Origin of the sequence: Nonomuraea sp. B19D2 (genome assembly GCF_040137845.1) — a bacterium.
GTDB lineage: Bacteria > Actinomycetota > Actinomycetes > Streptosporangiales > Streptosporangiaceae > Nonomuraea.
This window is the reverse complement of sequence record NZ_JBEFAK010000013.1, coordinates 182,177-201,078: the sequence shown is the minus strand read 5'-3', so window position 1 is coordinate 201,078 and position 18,902 is coordinate 182,177. Positions and strand designations below refer to the sequence as shown.

17 protein-coding genes are annotated in these 18,902 nt (G+C 70.7%); 10 read left to right on the top strand and 7 right to left on the bottom strand.

Annotated elements, in window-relative coordinates:
• Window positions 1-111 precede the first annotated feature (111 nt).
• From ABN273_RS24775 to ABN273_RS24750, 6 genes are all read left to right on the top strand, one after another.
• Window positions 112-987: an ABC transporter substrate-binding protein gene (locus ABN273_RS24775; protein WP_349451376.1), complete on the top strand. Its 876-nt coding sequence runs from the start codon at window positions 112-114 to the stop codon at window positions 985-987.
• Window positions 984-1,790: an ABC transporter ATP-binding protein gene (locus ABN273_RS24770; protein ID WP_349451375.1), complete on the top strand. Its 807-nt coding sequence runs from the start codon at window positions 984-986 to the stop codon at window positions 1,788-1,790. The genes ABN273_RS24775 and ABN273_RS24770 overlap by 4 nt, the downstream gene beginning before the upstream one ends.
• Entirely contained in the window at window positions 1,783-2,643 is an 861-nt protein-coding gene (locus tag ABN273_RS24765) for an ABC transporter permease (RefSeq protein ID WP_349451374.1), read from the top strand. Before ABN273_RS24770 ends, ABN273_RS24765 begins: the two co-directional genes overlap by 8 nt.
• The gene (locus ABN273_RS24760; RefSeq protein ID WP_349451373.1) at window positions 2,640-3,977 is read left to right on the top strand and encodes an LLM class flavin-dependent oxidoreductase; all 1,338 of its coding nucleotides are present in this window, start codon (window positions 2,640-2,642) and stop codon (window positions 3,975-3,977) included. The genes ABN273_RS24765 and ABN273_RS24760 overlap by 4 nt, the downstream gene beginning before the upstream one ends.
• Window positions 3,974-4,498, top strand: coding sequence for an NADPH-dependent FMN reductase (locus ABN273_RS24755; RefSeq protein WP_349451372.1), 525 nt, complete (start codon window positions 3,974-3,976; stop codon window positions 4,496-4,498). Before ABN273_RS24760 ends, ABN273_RS24755 begins: the two co-directional genes overlap by 4 nt.
• A 182-nt stretch (window positions 4,499-4,680) precedes the next feature.
• A complete protein-coding gene (locus ABN273_RS24750; RefSeq protein ID WP_349451439.1) occupies window positions 4,681-5,184 on the top strand; it encodes a flavin reductase family protein in 504 nt (167 codons plus the stop codon).
• 179 nt (window positions 5,185-5,363) lie between these two features.
• On the opposite strand, the gene ABN273_RS24745 is transcribed toward ABN273_RS24750, so the two are convergent.
• From ABN273_RS24745 to ABN273_RS24715, 7 genes are all read right to left on the bottom strand, one after another.
• Window positions 5,364-6,266: a TauD/TfdA dioxygenase family protein gene (locus tag ABN273_RS24745; RefSeq protein WP_349451371.1), complete on the bottom strand. Its 903-nt coding sequence runs from the start codon at window positions 6,264-6,266 to the stop codon at window positions 5,364-5,366.
• A gap of 163 nt (window positions 6,267-6,429) precedes the next feature.
• Window positions 6,430-7,092, bottom strand: a complete 663-nt coding sequence (locus ABN273_RS24740) for a cysteine hydrolase family protein (RefSeq protein WP_349451370.1) — start codon at window positions 7,090-7,092, stop codon at window positions 6,430-6,432.
• A gap of 158 nt (window positions 7,093-7,250) precedes the next feature.
• On the bottom strand, window positions 7,251-8,444 hold the full coding sequence (locus ABN273_RS24735) for an MFS transporter (RefSeq protein ID WP_349451369.1): 1,194 nt from the start codon (window positions 8,442-8,444) through the stop codon (window positions 7,251-7,253).
• 106 nt (window positions 8,445-8,550) lie between these two features.
• Entirely contained in the window at window positions 8,551-9,786 is a 1,236-nt protein-coding gene (locus tag ABN273_RS24730; protein ID WP_349451368.1) for an amidohydrolase family protein, read from the bottom strand.
• A 98-nt stretch (window positions 9,787-9,884) separates the two neighbouring features.
• A complete protein-coding gene (locus ABN273_RS24725) occupies window positions 9,885-12,773 on the bottom strand; it encodes a M36 family metallopeptidase (protein ID WP_349451367.1) in 2,889 nt (962 codons plus the stop codon).
• A gap of 154 nt (window positions 12,774-12,927) precedes the next feature.
• Window positions 12,928-13,320: a hypothetical protein gene (locus tag ABN273_RS24720; protein WP_349451366.1), complete on the bottom strand. Its 393-nt coding sequence runs from the start codon at window positions 13,318-13,320 to the stop codon at window positions 12,928-12,930.
• Window positions 13,321-13,445: 125 nt separating this feature from the next.
• The gene (locus ABN273_RS24715; protein ID WP_349451365.1) at window positions 13,446-14,741 is read right to left on the bottom strand and encodes a serine hydrolase domain-containing protein; all 1,296 of its coding nucleotides are present in this window, start codon (window positions 14,739-14,741) and stop codon (window positions 13,446-13,448) included.
• 156 nt (window positions 14,742-14,897) lie between these two features.
• Here ABN273_RS24715 and ABN273_RS24710 point away from each other — a divergent pair, with 156 nt between their 5' ends.
• From ABN273_RS24710 to ABN273_RS24695, 4 genes are all read left to right on the top strand, one after another.
• Complete coding sequence (locus ABN273_RS24710; protein WP_349451364.1) at window positions 14,898-15,929, top strand: LacI family DNA-binding transcriptional regulator; 1,032 nt, start codon at window positions 14,898-14,900, stop codon at window positions 15,927-15,929.
• Between the two features lie 225 nt (window positions 15,930-16,154).
• Window positions 16,155-17,252 carry a Gfo/Idh/MocA family protein gene (locus ABN273_RS24705; protein WP_349451363.1) on the top strand — a complete coding sequence of 366 codons (1,098 nt, stop codon included), beginning with the start codon at window positions 16,155-16,157 and terminating at the stop codon, window positions 17,250-17,252.
• Complete coding sequence (locus ABN273_RS24700; RefSeq protein ID WP_349451362.1) at window positions 17,249-18,154, top strand: DUF6807 domain-containing protein; 906 nt, start codon at window positions 17,249-17,251, stop codon at window positions 18,152-18,154. The genes ABN273_RS24705 and ABN273_RS24700 overlap by 4 nt, the downstream gene beginning before the upstream one ends.
• A complete protein-coding gene (locus ABN273_RS24695; RefSeq protein WP_349451361.1) occupies window positions 18,151-18,864 on the top strand; it encodes a cupin domain-containing protein in 714 nt (237 codons plus the stop codon). Before ABN273_RS24700 ends, ABN273_RS24695 begins: the two co-directional genes overlap by 4 nt.
• The last annotated feature ends 38 nt before the right edge of the window (window positions 18,865-18,902 follow it).

Below are 18,902 nucleotides of genomic sequence, written 5' to 3'. Positions count from 1 at the left end.
TATCCAGTAGGGAATGTTGACTTTATGGGCCGGAGCTCGTAGTTTCATAGTCATGGGCTTTTACCTGACCACGCGCCCGCACGTGGACTTCGGCCACGTCGCCAGCGCGCAGTGTCGCTGATCACGGAGCTCGGCTATCTCGGCGACGTCAAGCTGAAGTGGGTCGGCAACACCACGTCGGGCCCGCAGGACATCCAGTCGGCGGCCACCGGCCAGACCGACTTCGGCGGCGCGTTCAACGGCGCGATCGTCAAGCTCAAGGCGGCCAAGGCCCCGATCAAGGCGGTGATCGGCTACTACGGCTCCGACAAGGACACGTACCAGGGCTACTACGTCAAAGAGGACAGTCCGATCAGGACCGCCCGCGATCTGATCGGCAAGAAGATCGGCGTCAACACCCTCGGCGCCCACCATGAGGCCGTCATCAAGGAGTACCTCGGGCGCCAGGGGCTGACGCCCGAGGAGAGCAAGCAGGTCCAGCTCGTGGTCATCCCGCCGGTCAACACCGAGCAGGCGCTGCGCCAGGGGCAGCTCGACGTCGGCACCCTCGGCGGCGTGCTCAGGGACAAGGCACTCGAGCGTGGCGGGCTGCGTCCGTTGTTCAGGGACGTGGACCTGTTCGGCCCGTTCACGGCGGGGTCGATCGTGCTCAGAGAGGACTTCATCGCCGAGAACCCCCACACCGTCAAGACGTTCGTGACCGGATTCGCCAAGGCCGTCGAGTGGGCGCAGACCCACTCGCGCGAGGAGGTCATCGCCGAGTTCCAGCAGATCATCGCCAAGCGCGGGCGCAACGAGAGCGCCGACACCGTGCGCTTCTGGAAGAGCACCGGCATCGCCGCCAAGGGCGGTGCCATCGCCGACCAGGAGTTCAAGACCTGGATCGACTGGCTGGAGCGCGAGGGCGAGATCAAGCCCGGACAGGTTAAGGTCTCCGACCTCTACACCAACCAGTACAACCCCTTTGCCGGTGGGAGCGGCTCATGACCAAGATCAGCATCCGGAACGTGACCAAGACGTTCCAGGTCAGGGACGACCCCCGGCCATTCACCGCGCTCTCCGGCATCGACCTCGCCGTGCGCGAGGGCGAGTTCCTCACGCTCGTCGGCCCCAGCGGCTGCGGCAAGTCCACCCTGCTCGACCTGATCGCCGGGCTGACCGCGCCGACGTCCGGTGAGATCCTCATCGACGGCGTGGCGGTCGCCGGGCCCGGGCTCGACCGGGGCATCGTCTTCCAGCAGTACGCGCTGTTCCCCTGGCGCACGGCCCAGTCCAACGTGGAGTTCGGGCTGGAGGCCACGGGCGTGCCGAGGAAGGAGCGGGCGCGGCGGGCCCGCGAGCACCTCGCGCTCGTGGGGCTGGCCGGGTTCGAGGAGCGGTACCCGCACGAGCTGTCCGGCGGGATGCGGCAGCGGGTCGCGATCGCGCGAAGCCTCGCGTTCGACCCCGACGTGCTGCTGATGGACGAGCCGTTCGCCGCCCTGGACGCGCAGACCCGCGAGTCGCTCCAGGAGGAGCTGGTGCACCTCTGGGAGCAGACCGGCAAGACCGTCGTGTTCATCACGCACGGCATCGACGAGGCCGTCTACCTCGGCCAACGGGTCGCGGTGATGACCTCGCGGCCGGGCCGGATCAAGGAGGTCATCGACGTGCGCTTCGACTCGCGTGAGGGCGACCTGCGGGCGGACCCGGCCTTCGGCGAGTACCGCCACCGCGTGTGGAGCCTGCTGCGCGAAGAGGTCGCGGCGGCGCAGGTGCAGGAGCGGAAGGCGGCGACGACGCATGGCTGAGCAGCGCCTGCTCCCCGGGGACATCCACTGGTACGACCTGCCCGACGACGAGGCCGAGCAGGACGTCCCGCGGGAGAGGCCGCGCCGGCGGATCCCCGGCCGGCGCGTCCGGCGGGCGGCCACGAACTCCACGGCCATCCTGCTCCTCCTCGCCGCCTGGGAGGCGCTGCCCAGGCTCGGCGTCGTGGACCCCGTCTTCGTCCCGCCGCTCTCGGAGAACCTCGTCGCCTGGTACGACCTCCTGGCCGGCGGCCAGCTCTCGGAGCACCTCGAGGCCTCGCTCGCCCGCTCGCTGGCCGGCTTCGGCCTGGCCATCGTGCTGGCGATCCCGCTCGGCCTGCTGATCGGCTGGTACAAACCGGTCGCCGACTTCCTCACCCCGCTGCTCGAGCTGTTCCGCAACACCTCGGCGGTGGCGCTGCTGCCGGTGTTCACGCTCATCCTGGGCATCGGGGAGACGACGAAGGTCACGTTCGTGCTGTACGCGTGCTCCTGGCCGATCCTGCTCAACACCGTCAGCGGCGTGAAGACCGTGGAGCCGCTGCTCATCAAGTCGGCCAGGTCGATGGGCCTGGGCCCGGTCCGGCTGTTCCAGAAGGTGATCCTGCCCGCCGCCGTGCCCACCATCTTCACCGGGGTGCGGCTGGCGGGCGCGTACTCGATCCTCGTCCTGCTGTTCGCCGAGATGGTCGGCGCCAAGGCCGGGCTCGGATATCTCATCCTCGACACCCAGTCCAGCTTCCGCATCCCCGACATGTACGCGGGAATCATCACGATCTCCGCGCTCGGCGTGCTGTTCAACCTGCTCCTGGTCGGCGTCGAGCGCCGATTCTCCACCTGGAGGACCACGTGACGAGAAAGCTCCACCTGAACGCCTTCCTCATGGGCGTCGGCCACCATGAGGCGGCCTGGCGGCACCCCCGTACAGAGCCGGCCCGCCTCACCGACGTCCGCCACTACCAGGAGCTCGCCAAGATCGCTGAGCGCGGCAAGCTCGACTCGGTCTTCCTCGCCGACGGCGTGGCCCTGCACGGCAACGTCAGGCACAACGCGCTCGGCGGCCTCGAACCGCTGACCCTGCTGTCGGCCCTGGCGGCCGTCACCGACCACATCGGCCTCATCGCCACCGTGTCGACGACGTACAACGAGCCCTTCCACGTGGCCCGCAAGTTCGCCTCGCTCGACCACATCAGCGGCGGCCGGGCCGGCTGGAACATCGTCACCTCCGCGGGCGAGGCCGAGGCCCGCAACTTCGGCGTCGTCCGCCCGTCACACGCCGACCGCTACGCCAGGGCCACCGAGTTCCTGGAGGTCACGCGGAAACTCTGGGACAGCTGGGAGGACGACGCGATCCTGCGCGACCGCGCCGGCGGCCTGTACGCCGACACCGGCAAGATCCACGCGATCGAGCACGCCGGCGAGCACTTCGCGGTCGACGGGCCGCTCAACACCTCCCGCCCGCCCCAGGGCCACCCGCTCCTGGTCCAGGCCGGGTCGTCGGAGGACGGCAAGGAGTTCGCCGCCCGCTACGCCGAGGCCGTCTTCACCGCTCAGCAGACCCTGCAGGAGGGGCAGGAGTTCTACGCCGACCTGAAGCGCCGCCTGGCGGCCTACGGCCGGCGGCACGAGGACGTGCTCGTCCTGCCGGGCGTCTCGCCGATCATCGGCTCGACCGAGCGCGAGGCGTTGCGGCTGGAGAAGGAACTGGAGGATCTCATCATTCCCGCGTACGGGCTGGCACAACTCTCCACCATGACCGGCATCGAGCTGACCGAGGACGCGCTGGACAAGCCCCTGCCCGAGGTGCCCGTCGAGACGGAGGGCGCGCAGAGCCGGCGCAAGCTCGTCGTGGACCTGGCCAGGCGCGAACACCTCACGGTGCGGCAGCTCCTCGGCCGCCTCGCCGGTGGCCGCGGCCACCGCGTCGTCGCCGGGACGCCCGATCAGATCGCCGACCAGCTCCAGGAGTGGTTCTTCGCCGGGGCGGCCGACGGGTTCAACATCATGCCGCCGATCCTGCCCGGCGGGCTGAGCGACTTCGTGGATCATGTGGTGCCGGAGCTGCAGCTCAGGGGGCTGTTCCGGGTCGACTACGAGGGCCGCACCCTCCGCGAGAACTACGGCCTGCCCAGACCCCCGTCCCGGTACGCCGCCGCCCGGCGTGACGAAGTGGCGGTGGCGCGATGAGCATCGTGACGCTGGTCGGCAACCCCCGGGCGGGCTCCCGCACGCTCGCCGTCGCCACCTCGGCCGCCCAGGCGGTCGGCGGGCGCCTCGGGGCCTCGTCGGGGGCGTACGCGGTCGTGGACCTGTCGGGGCTCGGACCCCACCTGCTCTCGCCCGACAAGCACCCCGACGTGGGGGCGGCGCTGGAACTGGTGAGCGGGGCGAGCGTGCTCGTGGTGGCCAGTCCGACCTACAAGGGCACCTATACCGGTCTGCTGAAGTCGCTCCTCGACCGCCTGCCGCCGGACGCGCTGGCGGGCAAGGCGGCGCTGCCGCTGCTGGTCATGGGGGATGCCAGGCATTCGCTGGCGGTAGAGGTGCACCTGCGGCCGCTGCTGGTGGAACTGGGAGCCTTCGTGCCCACCCCGGGACTGGCGGTGTTGGAGTCGCAGATTCCCCAGTTGGCGGAGGTACTGGCCGGATGGGCCGATCGGGTGGCGCCGCAGGTGGCCGCTGTGCTCAAGGAAGGGGCGCTTTCATGACGGAGACTGTGGCCGCTCGTGAGGCCCGGCGGGCCAAGGAGGCACGGCACTCGCGCTTTGCGGCGGAGGGCCGGTTGACGCCCGCGCGGTCCCCGGAGGCCCGGTTGGCGCCGCCGCCACGGTCGTCGGTGGAGGCGCCTGCGGTGGTGGAGGGCCGATCCCTGACGGAATCGCAGCCGGCCGTGGCGGCGGTTTCCGGCAGTCCCGTGGACGCTGACGGGTTCCGGCAGGCGCTGGCCGTCCATGCCGCCGGGGTCGTCGTCATCACCGCCCAGACCGACGGCATCCCCGCCGGGCTCACCGCCACGTCCTTCTCCTCCGTCAGCCTGGACCCACCCCTGGTCTCCTTCTACGTCGACCGGTCCTCCTCCACCTGGCCCTCGATGCGCTCCGCGGACCACTTCGCCGTCAACGTCCTGGCCAGCGACCAGGCCGACCTGGCGGCCAGGTTCGCACGCAAGGACATCGACCGGTTCGCCGAGCCCACCCGCTGGCGTCCAGGCCCCCTCGGCGCGCCCCTGCTGAACGACGTCTCCGCGCACCTGATCTGCCTCCCGCACGACACGGTGGACGTCGGCGACCACATCCTGGTCGTGGGCCTGGTCGCCGAGGCCACGGTGCACAGCCCAGGCCGTCCCCTCATCTACCACCAGGGCCGCTTCGGCCGCTTCCTCGCTCATCCCTGAGGCCCCTGAGAACGCCGACGGCCGCCCGGCGCATTGTCGGGCGGCCGTTTCTCGTTGCTCACCACGTGGTCACTGACGACCACGAGGACCACCGCCCGCATTCACGCGGATGAGGAGCGCGGACACGCGTGTGGCCCCGGCCACGTCGTCGGGGCCGGGGCCTTGCGCGGAGGGTCAGGTCAGGCGGCGATGGGGGAGTAGGCTGCCGCGTCGCCCTTCAGCACGACGCTGGGGCGGCCGTCCACCCCCACCGGCACGTCCCCGGCGATGGTGACCCGGTGCAGCCGGCGCGGCCGGTCGCCGAAGTCGTGCACCACGCGGTGCTGGGTCGCCCGGTTGTCCCAGACGGCCACGTCGCCGGGCGCCCACCGCCAGCGCACCGTGTTCTCCACCTCCGTGACGTGCTCCTGGACCAGCCGGATGAGCGAGGCGGACGCGTGCGCCGACAGCCCCGGCAGCCGCTTGGCGAAGTCGCCGAGCAGAATCGACCGTTCGCCGGTCTCCGGGTGCACGCGCACCACGGGGTGCTCGGTCTCGAACACCGTGGAGGCGAACACCTTGGCGTACTCCTGGGCCCGCTCGGGGTCCTCGGAGGCCGCGACGCGGGCGTAGTCGTACTGGTTGGTGTGCACGGCGCGCAGCCGGTCGAGCAGGTCCCGCAGCTCGGCGGGCAGGTGCTCGTACGCGCTCACGGTGTTGGCCCAGAGCGTGTCACCACCGGCGGCGGGAACGGTGACGGCCCGCAGCACCGACGCCAGCGGCGGCCGGTCCACGAACGTCACGTCCGTGTGCCAGCGATCCACCTTGTGGCCGTTGCTGTAGTCGAGGTCGAGGATGTGGTCGTTGCCGTTGAGCGAGGGCACGGTCGGATGTGCGGCGGTCGGCTCGCCGAGCAGCCGGGCGAAGGCCACCTGGCGCTGCTCGTCCAGATGATCCTGGCCGCGGAAGAAGATCACTTTGTGGCGCAGCAGCGCCAAACGGATCTCCGCGACGACGTCAGCGGGCAGATCGCCGCCGAGCCGCACACCGGAGATCTCGGCGCCTATGCGACCGGCGACAGGGACGATGGACAGGGATGACATGGGATTGTCCTTCCGTAAGGGGATTGGCCTGCGGTCGGAAGGACGGACACAGCGCGCTGGCCACGCGGCAGAAGTCCACGTGACCCCGGATGGTCAGAGCCGTGGTCGTCACACTGCAAACGTAGATCGCCCACACCAAATAGTCAATCTAATTGGTAGGGAATTAGGGTTTTGGCTCTGGTTCGGACAGCCGGTCGGCGATCTCCTCGGCCCGCAGAACCAGCGCGAAGCCCTTGCGCAGGACCGCGAGTTCGGGTTCCTGACGGGACTCGTCGTCGGTGGCGGTGACGTCCGAGCCGAACACGACCTGGTAGCCGCGCTCGTACGCCTGCCGCGCGGTGGTGCCGCAGCAGTAGTTGGTCAGCGTGCCGGTGACGATGACGGTGTCGCGGCCCAGGTTGCGCAGGATGGTGTCGAGTGGGGTGTCGTAGAACGCGCCGTAGGAAGGCTTGCGGATCAGGATCTCGTCGTCGCGGTATCCCATGGGCTCCCAGACCGCCGCCGGGCCCGGCCTGTGCCAGTCGGTGTCGGCGTGCGGGAGGAAACGCAGGGCGTGGGGGCGGTCCAGCCCGAGGTGGGTGTCGTCGAAGATGGTCCAGATCACCGGGACGTCGGCGCCTCGGCAGTGGTCGACGAGCCGGCGCAGCCGGGGAGCCATCCGGGTGGCGGCCGGCACCCAGTACGGGCTCCAGCCGGGCCGTACGAACTCGTCCTGCATGTCGATGACCAGCAGCGCGGAGCGCTCGGGCCGGACGGCGAACGACGCCTGTCCTCGCTCGTAGGCACTCCGCGCCCGCGACGTCACCCACTCCTCGGTGTAGTCCATTCCGCAGTTCCTATCTCGATTCGAGGTATGTCGATTCGAGGCCGCAGCCTAGCAGCCGCGCCCAACTGCGCGATGGCCACAGCGAAGACGCTCGGCTCCCACACGTGCACGCCACGCTTGCCATTGCGCGAAGCTCTGGTGGTCGCCGCCACCGCCGATCACGATCCGGCTGGTGCGGGTGTTTGGACCGGGTCGGTCCCGTCCGGGACGTGGCGGTGTGGCCGTGCCGAGCCGGCCAGCAGGACGACGAGCCCGGCGGCGGTGACGCCCGCGCCGACCCAGAGCGGTGAGACGAAGCCGAGCCCGGCGCCGAGGGCGAGCCCGCCCAGCCAGGCGCCGAGCGCGTTGCCGATGTTGAAGGCCGCTATGTTGGCGCCGGAGGCCATCGTGGGCGCGTCCTGGGCGTACCCCATGATCCGCAGCTGCAGCCCGGGTGCGGTGGCGAGGCCGACCGCGCCCATCAGCAGCAGCGAGACGATCGTCATGACCTTGCTCTGCGCCGTCAGCGCGAACACCGCGAGCACCACGGTGAGCAGTGCCAGGATCACGGTCAACGACGTGTTCAGGGCGCGGTCCGCGAACTTGCCGCCGGCGAAGTTGCCGGCGAACGTGCCCGCCCCGAACAGCACCAGCAGCCAGGGCACCGTGGTGGTCGCGAACCCGCTGACCTCGGTGAGCGTGAACGCGATGTAGGTGAACGCGCCGAACATGCCGCCGAAGGCCAGCACGGTGACCGCGGCGGAGACCCAGACCTGTGGCCGGCGGAACACGCCGAGCTCGCCGCGCAGGCTCGTCTCGGCAGGCGCCGGCGTCGGCGGCACCAGCAGCCGGATTCCGGCCAGCGCGACGACGCCGATGATGGTGATCGCCCAGAACGTCGAGCGCCAGCCGAGCTGCTGGCCGAGCAGCGTGCCCAGCGGAACCCCGAGAACGTTGGCCGCGGTCAGCCCGGCGAACATCAACGCGATGGCCCCGGCCCGCCGGTTCGGCGCCACCATGTCGGCCGCGACCACCGAGCCGACGCCGAAGAACGCGCCATGGCACAGCGCCGCGACGACCCGGCCCGCCATCAGCACCGAGTAGACCGGTGCGATCGCGGAGATCAGGTTGCCCGCGATGAACAGCACCATCAGCGCGAGCAGCACCTTCTTACGGTCGAACCGGGCGATCGCCGCAGTCAGCGCGATGGCGCCGACCGCCACGCTCAGCGCGTAACCCGAGACCAGATAACCGGCCACCGGCTCGCTGACCCCGAAATCCGCCGCCACCTCCGGCAGCAGCCCGATGATCCCGAACTCGGTGAGCCCGATGCCGAAGCCGCCCAGTGCCAGGGCGAGAAGCCCGATAGGCATATCAAAACCCTCCAATTGCAATGCGTCCGCCGTTATGCGGCGCTTGCAATCATTGCGCGCGCTTCGGAGTCTTCACGAGTGGCCGGGGAGCCACTATACGAAAGAATCAGGCCAGGCGGCTGGCGCTATGGCGTACGCCGCCCCGCCACACGTCCGCGATGGCCCGGGTGGCCGTGATGTCCGTGGTCGGGTCGCCGTTCACCAGGAGCAGGTCGGCGCGGAGTCCGGGCGCGATCCTGCCCCGGTCGGCGAGGCCGAAGCAGCGGGCCGGGATGCTGGTCGCCGCCGCCAGGGCCTGTTCCGGGGTCCAGCCGGCCTCCGTCAGGAGCAGGAGCTCGTGGTGCAGGCCCGCTCCGTGCACCGGTCCGAACGGGGTGGCGTCCGTGCCCGCCGGCACCGGCACGCCCGCCCGGAGCAGGGCCGCGGCTGAATGGGATGCGTTCAGCACGCCCTGTGAGTGCATGGGGACGTCCGCCCACTCCCGGCCGAACGTGCCCTTCGCGCGCTCCGACATCCGGCCCGCGACACGCGGGTCCCGCAGGAGCTCCTGGCCGTTCGGGTCGCCGGTGACGGCCTCGATGTAGGTGATCGTGCTGATCACGAACGCGTCGTACGAGGCGATCCTGGCGGCCATCTCCTCGGCCTGGTCCTGGTCCACGTCGGAGTACAGGTGCGCCAGCCCGTCGGCGCCCGCGTCCAGGGCGATGATCGCCTCTCTCGCGGTGACCGTGTGCGCGATGACCCGCAGCCCGGCGGCGTGGCCCGCCTCGACCAGCGCGGCGGCGAGCGACGGGCTGAGCGCGGGGAGCCGCATCCCGGACGAGCCACCGTCGTCGATGGCGATCTTGAGGTAGTCGACGCCCTCCGCCAGCCGCGCCTCGACGAACGCCTTGGCCTGGCCCGAGTCGGCGACCGTGTCGAGCGTGCGGTCCGTGCCGAGGGCCTTGAGCACGTCCGCGGTCATGATCTGAGTCGGATGCCCGTGCGGGGCGGTGGCGATCATGCTGGAGCTGCGGATGTCGGCCACGTCGTCGCGTTCGGCGGCCAGCCGGCGCTGGGCGGCCAGGACGGGCGGCAGGTTGTTCATGTCGAGCTCGGTGGTGACGCCGAACTTCAGCGCCTCCTCCAGATCGCCGTCGAAGGCGTGCGCGTGGGCGTCGATCAGGCCCGGCAGCAGGGTCTTCCCGGTGCCGTCCACCTCGACGTCCACGGGAGCGATGTCCGGCTCGCCGATGCTGCCGCCGTCGATCAGCACGTCGGCGGCGGGCGCGGTCCGCTCGCCGTCGAAGACCCGGACGTTACGGATCAAGGTACGCATGGTCTGCTCCAGATAGTTCGACATCTAACTAAATCTCCATCGGATAGTACGATGTCTAACTATCTGGGAGCAAGCATGCGTGCGGCCCGCGCCCCAACAGCGCGGGCCGCAGACCTGAAACGTCAGTGCGAGAACGCCTGGAACTCGGCCGCCCTCACCTGGTCCCGCAGCGGGCTGGCCGTGGCGCAGTCCGTCGCGGAGTTCGGATCCTTGTCCTGCTCACCGGCGTACCGCGGATTGCCGGTGCACTGCGTGCTGACCACCCGCAACATCAGATGCGTGGCGCTGGCGGGCCGCACCCCGAACGACTTGATGACCATGTCCGCGCCCCGCGGGCGCGGCAGACCGGCGTTGAAGGCGTCCGCCGGACTGGTGTAGATCTTCGTGAAGTTCGCCGGGTCGGCGCAGCCGGAGCTGCAGGCCAGCACCTCGAACGCGCGCAGGCTGGAGAAGCGGTTCTGCCCGCCCGGGTCGGCGGTGTCGCCGATGTTGGGCCTGAGCATCGTGCTCACCTGCACCCGCCGGACCGTGACCGGCGCGTCGCCCGCCAGGTCCACGACGACCGACTTGCCGGCGGGGGCGCCGGTGAGCGAGGCCCAGTTCGTGGCCTCGGTCTCGTCGATCAGCTTGGCCTGGTTGACGCCGTCGCCCGCGGCCGCCGCGCCGCCCGCCGCCGAGGCGAGGTTGCGGGTCAGCGGCAGCGGGAGCGGCAGTGTCACGCCGCCCACCACGGCGTACTTCAGCCGCGTGTGCCCGAACCCGTTGCCCGTCACCACGAAGGAGTACACGCCGGGCGTCATCTCCACCGTGTCGCCCAGCGGTGTCGCCGGGTCGGTGTCGGCGACCGGCACCGCGCGGCCCTCGTAGTCGCCCACGTACAGCCGCAGCGCCGCGTCCTTCGCCTCGCCCAGCGGCTTGAGCTGCAGCGAGCCGTTCTTGCCTGCGGGGTTGACGAAGCTGGGCGTCGGGTCGGCGTCGTTCGGGCCGTTGCTCGCCGCGCCCTTGCCCAGGCCGTGCTCGGCGAACGCGCGCCACATGATGTCCTGGTTCTTGCCGCCGAAGCGGATCGCGTCCGCCGCCAGCAGCGCGTCCCGGTGGTCGACGTAGCTGACCGCGCCCGAGGCCATCAGCAGCAGGGCGTCGAACGACAGCTGCGCCCAGCGCCGGTTGCCCGGGCACCGCTCGACCGGCGTCTGGCCGTCCGCGCAGGCGCGCTGCTGCCTGGTGGTGCCGTCGCCGTACCGCTTGACGAACGCCGCCCGCACGTCGAACTGCGTGGCCGACCAGATCTCGCCGTCCGCGTGCACCTGCTGGCCGACGATGTCGTAGGCGACGTCGCTGTAGTTCAGCGGGGACTTCGACATGTCGTAGTTCCTGATGCCGCGCGCCTTGTCGCCCGTCACGTAGCCGCCGGTCACGTACGGGGTCAGGCCCGAGGGACGGAAGCCGTACTCGAAGAGGTGCTCCATCGCGAACAGGTCGGACGTGCTCTCGTTCATGGCCCCGGCCTGGGCGCCGCTCCAGCCGGCGGTCGGGCCGCCGATCATGCGGCCGGAGATGGCGTGCGTGTACTCATGGCCGATGACCGACATGTCGTAGTCGCCGTCCGCGCACGGCGAGTAGAACGAGCCGGCGATGGGCTGCCACAGGTACATGTTCGTGATCGGCGCGACGCCGTCGGGCCCGGTGATCTGGTTGGCGTTGTCGCGCACCGACAGGACACGGGCGCCGGCCTGCGCGTTGCCCTGCTCGGGGTCGCCGCCGAGGCCGCCGCGCGAGCCGTTGTCGGCCTGCATGTTCCAGGCGGTCTCGGTGAAGCCGAGCCGGTAGGACCAGTCATGCATGCGGTTGTGCATGGCGTTCAGGTTGGCGATGGCGGCCTCGACGTCGGCCTCGCCGCTCTGGTCGAACACCGCGGGGTCGCACTTCGCCTCATTCCACGTGTTCCGCCACGGGTAGACGTAGTTCCTGCTGGGCGTGAGCACGTTGGTACGCGTCCCGACGGTGAACGGGTCGCCGCTCGCCCGGTTCTCGGTCGTCTTGGTCGCGTTGCCGGAGCTGGTGTTCGTCGGCTCGTTCGTGGCGTGGTCGACGTCCCACGCCTTGCCGGTCCCCGGGTCGCCGCCGGTCACGAAGTCGCAGCCAGGGCCGGCTGCGAAGCACCAGGTCTGGCGGGTGTCGTGGGAGGAGTAGTCGTCGCGCGGGTTCGCCGGGAAGGCCGCCCAGTGGGGGTTCTCGGGCTCGAAGTGGTCGACCAGGTTCTCGCGTACCAGGATGGCGCCGCTGACGGCGTCCACGTGCGTGGTGAACCCCGCGGCCTCGCCCTGCGCGCCGCCGACCAGGACCACCTGGTACGCGCTGTGCACCCCGTCGGGGGCGGGCACCGCCACCGAGGTGGTCTGCTTGGTGGTCGCCTTGGCCAGGTCGATGCCGCCGTCCCTGGCCGCGATCTCCAGCGCCTGCTGCGCGGTGATGGCCGCGGCCGGGGGCGCCTCGCTCTCCCGGGAGAGCGACGAGGTGACGTGCCTGACCTGGCCGTCCACCACGCCGACGGCGACGAGCCCGTCCACGCCGGCCGGCAGGCCGCCGAAGCGCTGGCGCAGCAGCACGGCGTGACCCGCGCCGATGGGGTTGACCGCGACCCGCTCCAGCGCGTCCACCGCCTCCGCGGACAGGCCGAAGACGGTCTGGTTGTTCTTGAGGTACGTGCGGGCGGCCTGCTCGGGATCTTCACCGAGGCCCTCGGCCAGTGGGTCCGCGCTGGTGATGGCGGCGGGCGTGCCGAGAGCGTTCCAACGGATCTCGGCCTGCTGCCCGGCGGTGCGGGCGTTCACTCCGGCGGGCGGCGCCACCCTGCCCTGCCGGTTGTCCACGTCGGGTTTGCCGTGCTCTTCTGCCTGGAAGTCGTGGACCGGGGCCTGCCTGCCGGGCTCGCCCCGGGCCGGCCCCGCGAGGGGTAAGGCCGACGCGACGAGCGCGGCGGCCAGGAGGGTGCTGCGTAACCAGGACAAGTGTGCCTCCTGCGGCTCAATGGTGCGCGGATTGCACGCACTCGCAAGAGGTAACACTGGGGGAGGAGGCTGGCAAGATCTCAATGCGGGACAGGTGGCCGGCGCTTCGATGGATGCTTGAGGGCGCGGGCGCCGGGCTGCGCGACGGCCAGTCTTAGATGATGCGGTACTTACGGCCGCAGTTGTCGAACTTGCCGGCCCAGCAGGTGAACGTGTAAACCTTCGTGATCCCCCGGCCGTGCCAGCCCTCGACCGCCTTGCCGTCGAACGAGCGGCTGAACTTGTGCCAGTCGCCGTTCTGGTAGTACTCGAACCACACCCAGCCCTTCTTGCCGCCGACCTTGTCCACGCCGTACCACCTCGTGAAGACCTTGCCGCCGGCCTGCCAGGTCTTGCCGAACGTGTACGCCTTGTCGTCGCTGGAGAAGAACTTGCCCCACTTGACAGTCGTGGTGGACTGCGTGGCGGCCTGAGCCGCAGGGGTCATGGCGATGCCGGTGACGGCCATCGAGCCGGCGAGAGCGATGATCGCAAGGGTCTTGCGCATTGGGTTTCCTCCCCGTTGTCAGTGCGCCGGTTGGCCCGGCAGCACGGACATTACGGAGACCCAGAGCGATCATCTGTGGACAAATCCGCACTCGCGAAGTGATCGGTGACACACTTGCCAGGCGATCAGCGGACCACGGCTGAGAGCGTGTCCGAGGGGAGCGGGAGGACCTGCGGCCGCGACGCCTTCGCCTGGGCCGCCGTGTCGCCGCACAGGGCCACGACTATGTGATCCACCAGGGCGTAGTCGATCGGGCTCGGCACGACCTGGCCGTTCTCATCGATCTTCTGGTACTTCATGAGGTTGATCCCGAACGACAGCTGGCGATTGCCGTCCGGGCTGGACAGCGACTGCGTGCCCATCCCGAACACGCCCCCGTCGTGCCCCCAGAAGCGGCCGCACGGCAGGTCGAGGGAGTAGAGCCCGAGCCCGTACGCGAGCGAAGCCCCGCCCACCAGCACCGGCACCGTCTTCTGCATCTCGGCGACCTGTGCCGCGCCGACCAGCTCACCCCGCAGCAGCGCCCGGTAGAAGCGGTTGAGGTCGTCCATCGTGGACACGACCGCGCCCGCCGTGCTCGCCCACGACATGTTGTAGACGCTGTAGTCACGCGGCGGGTCGATCCAGCCGAACAACGACTCGTACGCCTTGGAGTGCGGGCCCGGGATGAGCGGTGTGCGCGGGAAGGACGTGTGGCGCAGGCCCGCCTTGCGGATGACGTTGCGGGTGATGTACCGCTCGGCGTCCGTGCCCGTCACCTTCTTCAGGAGCAGGCCCGCGATGACGTAGTTGGTGTTCGAGTACGAGCCGGGCGCCGCCCCCGGCTCGCCGGTCGGGGTCGCGGCCAGGCCCAGCTTGACCAGTTCCTCCGGGGCGAACGTGCGGAAGCGGTTGTCGTCCAGGCTCTTGCCCGAGCCTTCCAGCAGCGAGGGGAACGCCGGGCCGATGTAGTCGGCGATGTGGCTGGTGTGGTTGAGCAGCATCCGTACGGTGATCCGCTGGCCGCGCTCGCCGGGGACGAGGTCGGGCAGGTAGCGGCCGATCGGGGCGTCCAGTTCGACGGCGCCGCGTTCGACCTGCTGGAGGACGGCGATGGCGGTGAACGTCTTGCTGATGCTGCCCACCCGGTGCACCATGTCTGGCCGTACGGGGCGGCGCGTGTCCACATCGGCCACGCCGGACGCGCCCTTCCACGTCTGGGCCGCATCCCGCACTTCCGAGTAGATGCCGTACATGCCGGCCTCGTGCACGGCGTCCAGCGACTGCCGCAGCGCCTGCCGGTCGAGCCCGTCCGCTGCCTGGGCGGTCGTGGGCGCGGCCAGCAGCCCTGACGCGAGCAGCGCACCCGCGCCGGCCGCGACCGCCAGCCGCCTGACGCGGCCCACGGCTGACGCCGGCATCCTGAATCGGGGAGAAGTCATGGCCGTAGCGTGATGCCAAACCTGTTTGGCCGGTAAGTCCGCTGTGTCACCGTTTTCATATGACATAGGTCATGGTTGCGGATCGGCGTCCGGGTACGCTTCTTTACCCGCCCGGTTCGCGGGCCGGCCCCTTCGCCTTCGGAAAGGACCCTGCGGATGCCCCATGCGGCGAGGCCCACGGTCACGCTGCACGACGTCGCCGCGGCGGCCGGGGTCTCGGTCTCCACCGCCTCCAGGGTCCTGGGCGGCAGCACGCGGAAGGTCGCGCCCGAGTACGAGGCCCGCGTGCTGGCCGCCGCGGCGGCCCTGCGCTACACGGTGGACGCCGCGGCCAGGGCGATGCGGCGGGCGAGCGACTCGATCGCGCTGATCGCGGACGACCTCACGACGCCGTCCATGGCGATGGTCGTGGCGGCGATGGAACGCCAAGCGCGTACGGCGGGCGCCTTCGTCACCGTATCGTCCACGATGGCGGCCTCCGAGCGGCAGTTGGAGACCGTCCGGCTGCTTCGCGCGCTGCGGCCGCGCGCGCTGGTGCTGACCTCCAGCCGTTTCATGGCGAACGCGTTCGACGGGCGGCTGCTGAAGGAGCTCGACTCCTACGAACGCGAAGGCGGCCGGGTCGTCATCGTCGGCGAGACCGACATGAGTTTCGATTCGATCGGCTTCGACGATTTCGCCGCCGGGCGCTTGGCCGGCGCCTTTGTCGCGGAAACCGGGCACCGGCGGGTGACGATATTCGGCGGCGTCAGGGAACTGCGCAACATGGCCCTTCGAACGGCCGGTTTCGTGGCGGGACTGCGGGCCGGGGGGCTGGCCGAGCGGGACATCCGGACCGTCTATTGCGAGGTCGGCCGCCAGGGCGGATTCGACGCGGCGCGACGGCTGGCCGAGGACGGAATGGGCGGTGCGGAAGCGGTTCTCGCGGTCAACGACATGGTCGCCATCGGTGCGATGTCGGCTTTCCGCGCGGCCGGTGTGGCGGTGCCCGACGACGTTTCCGTGACGGGAATCGACGACATTCCGCTCGCCGGGGATGTGACACCGCGATTGACCACTGTGGCGCTTCCGCTGGCGCAGGCGGGCGTGGAGGCGATCCGCTTCGCGCTGGAGAAGCCCGGCACGCGTGAGCGGCTCACCCTCGAAGGGCGGCTGATCGTCCGCGAAAGCACCCGCACCCGAGATTGACGCCCGTGCTGAAGGACGCGGGTCCGAGCCTGCTGGTCGAGGCCGTGCGGGCCGCGTACGCGCCCCACAAGATCACGACTCCGCTGGTCCGGAAGCGACGCTCTTGACGCCCGCGTAACGGCCGTGCAAACCTGCGGAATACGTTTTCCTGGAATGCGCTTTCCCGTGACGAGCCGCAGACCGAGATCGACGGCGCCTGATATTCCCCCCTATAGGAGCACCATCTTGACAGAACGGATCTACCGGGCCGCGATCGTCGGAACCGGTGCGATCGCCCATGCGCACGCCCAGGCCGTCCTCGGGTCCGGGCGGGCGGAGCTCGTGGCGGTGGCCGACGTGGACGCCGACCGGGTGACGGCGTTCGCCGAGAAGTACGACGTGACGAGCACCCACGCGAGCCTGGACGACCTGCTGCGGGCGGAGGAGGTCGACCTCGTCCACCTGTGCACGCCGCCCCAGCTGCACACCCCGCTGGCCATCGCGTGCCTGGAGGCCGGGGTCACGGCGCTGGTCGAGAAGCCGCCGACGCTCTCGCTCGCCGAGTTCGACGCGTTGATCGAGGCGGAGCGCCACTCGACGGCGCACGTCGCGACTGTCCTGCAGCACCGCTTCGGGGCGGGCGCGCTGCGGCTGCGCCGCCTGCAGGAGGCCGGCGAGCTGGGCCGTCCGCTGCTGGCCACGTGCAACACCCAGTGGTACCGCGACGAGGCGTACTACGCGGTCCCGTGGCGCGGCACGTGGGAGTCGGAGGGCGGCGGGCCGACCATGGGGCACGGAATCCACCAGTTCGACCTGCTGTTCTCGATCCTCGGCCCATGGCGCGAGGTCACGGCCGTGGCCGCCCGCCAGGCGCGCCCGGTGGACACCGAGGACGTCTCCCTGGCGCTGGTGACGTTCGAGAACGGCGCCGTGGCCACGATCGTGAACTCCGTCGTGTCCCCGAGGCAGACCTCCCAGCTCCGCTTCGACTACGAGCGCGCCACCGTCGAGGTCGAGCACCTGTACGGCTACACCGACGACGACTGGACCGTGACCCCGGCGCCGGGCCAGGAGGCGGTGTCGGACCTGTGGGCGCAGGGGCACAGCACCGTGCCGAGCAGCCACGACGGCTGGCTCGCCGCCGTCTTCGACGCGCTCGACCGGGGCGAGGCGCCTCCGGTGACCACCGAGGACGCCCGCCGGACGATGGAGTTCATCGCCGCGCTCTACACCTCCGCCTTCACCGGCGAGCGGGTACGAGCCGGACAGATCACTGCTGACAGCCCGTTCGCCCTGCGCATGGACGGCACGGGCGCTCCTTGGGAAAAGGTGAGGAACCCGTGACCCTGCAAGCCACGCACGTGCTCGACCGCTCGGTGACCCTCGCGGCGGGCGACGTCGACCTGTTCACGTACGTCTACCGCCCCGACACGCCGGTGCTGGAGTCGCCCAAACCGTACCTGCACCCGATCCGCACCCTCGGTGGCCGGCTGGTGTCGCTGTTCAGGCCGCACGACCACGTCTGGCACAAGGGCATCGCCTGGTCGCTGCCGCATGTGGGGGAGCACAACTTCTGGGGCGGGCCGACGTACGTGCACGGGAAGTTCTACGTGCAGCTCGAGAACAACGGCAGCGCCACCCACCGCGAGATGACCGCGCTGTCGGTCACCGGCGACCGGGCCGAGCTCGGGCACACGCTCGACTGGACCTCGCAGGCCGGCGCCCCGGTCATCGCGGAGCGGCGGTCGCTGGCCGCGCAGGTGCTGGACGAGGCGACGTGGGCGCTGGTGTTCGACACGGAGATGACGAACGTGTCGGGCGGCACGCTCGCGTTCGGCTCCCCGACCACGAAGGGCCGCGAGAACGCCGGCTACGGCGGGCTCTTCTGGCGCGGGCCCAGGTCGTTCACCAACGGGATCATCCAGTCGCCGGCCGGAGCGGGCGGTGACGAGCTGCGCGGCACGCGCGCCGAGTGGTTCGGCTTCCGCGGCAGGCACGACGAGACCGGTGACCACTCCACGATCGTCGTGGTCGACGCCGCCTCGAACCCCCAGCACCCGCCGCAGTGGTTCGCGCGGAGCGAGGACTTCGCGTGCCTGTGCCCGGCGCCGTTCTTCAGCGAGGAGGTGGAGCTGCCGGACGGGGAGTCGCTGCGGTTCCGGTACGCGGTCGTGATCGCCGACGGCGACCGGGGCGAGGAAGGGACCGGGTTGCTGGCCAAGCAGGGGCGGGCGGCGCTGGCATGACCTTCCCCGGAGGCACCTCGGTCAGCCGGCTGTCGGTCTACTCCGGCAGCCCGTGCGCCGACGGGCTGGAGGGCGGCACGCCGCACCTGCACACGGCCTCCACGGAGGCGTACGTGGTCGTCGGCGGGTGCGGCACGCTGCAGACGCTCGACGTCAACGGGCTGCGCGAGACGGAGCTGGGCGCGGGCACGACCGTGTGGTTCACGCCCGGCACCATCCACCGCGCGGTCAACCGCGGGGACCTGGAGGTGGTGGTCGTGATGTCGAACGCCGGCCTGCCCGAGGCCGGCGACGCGGTCATGACGTTCCCGCCGGAGATCGTCGCCGACCCGGACCGCTACCGCGAGGCCGCCACCCTCCCCACCCAGGGCGAGGAGGACGCGGTGCGCAGGCGACGGGAACTGGCCGTCGAGGGGTTCCTCCGGCTCGCCGGCGCCGCCGCCGAGGGCGACCTGGGCCCGCTCCACCGCTTCTACGACCACGCACTCGCACTCGTGCGTCCCAAGGCGGCGGCGTGGCGGTCGATCTGGGAGGACACGGTCGCCCAGGAGGCGCGCCGCACGGCCGAGATCCTCGACGCCCTAGAGCGCGGCGACGGCGCGCACCTGCGCCGGTCCGCCCTGATGGAGAGCCCGCCGCACGAGCGGTGGGGCATGTGCGGCCACCTGCGTGCCCACGACGTGGCCCACCCCATCGTCCACACCCCATAACCGAGCTGATCGCCCTTCGGCGCGCCTCCGAGCGTGCG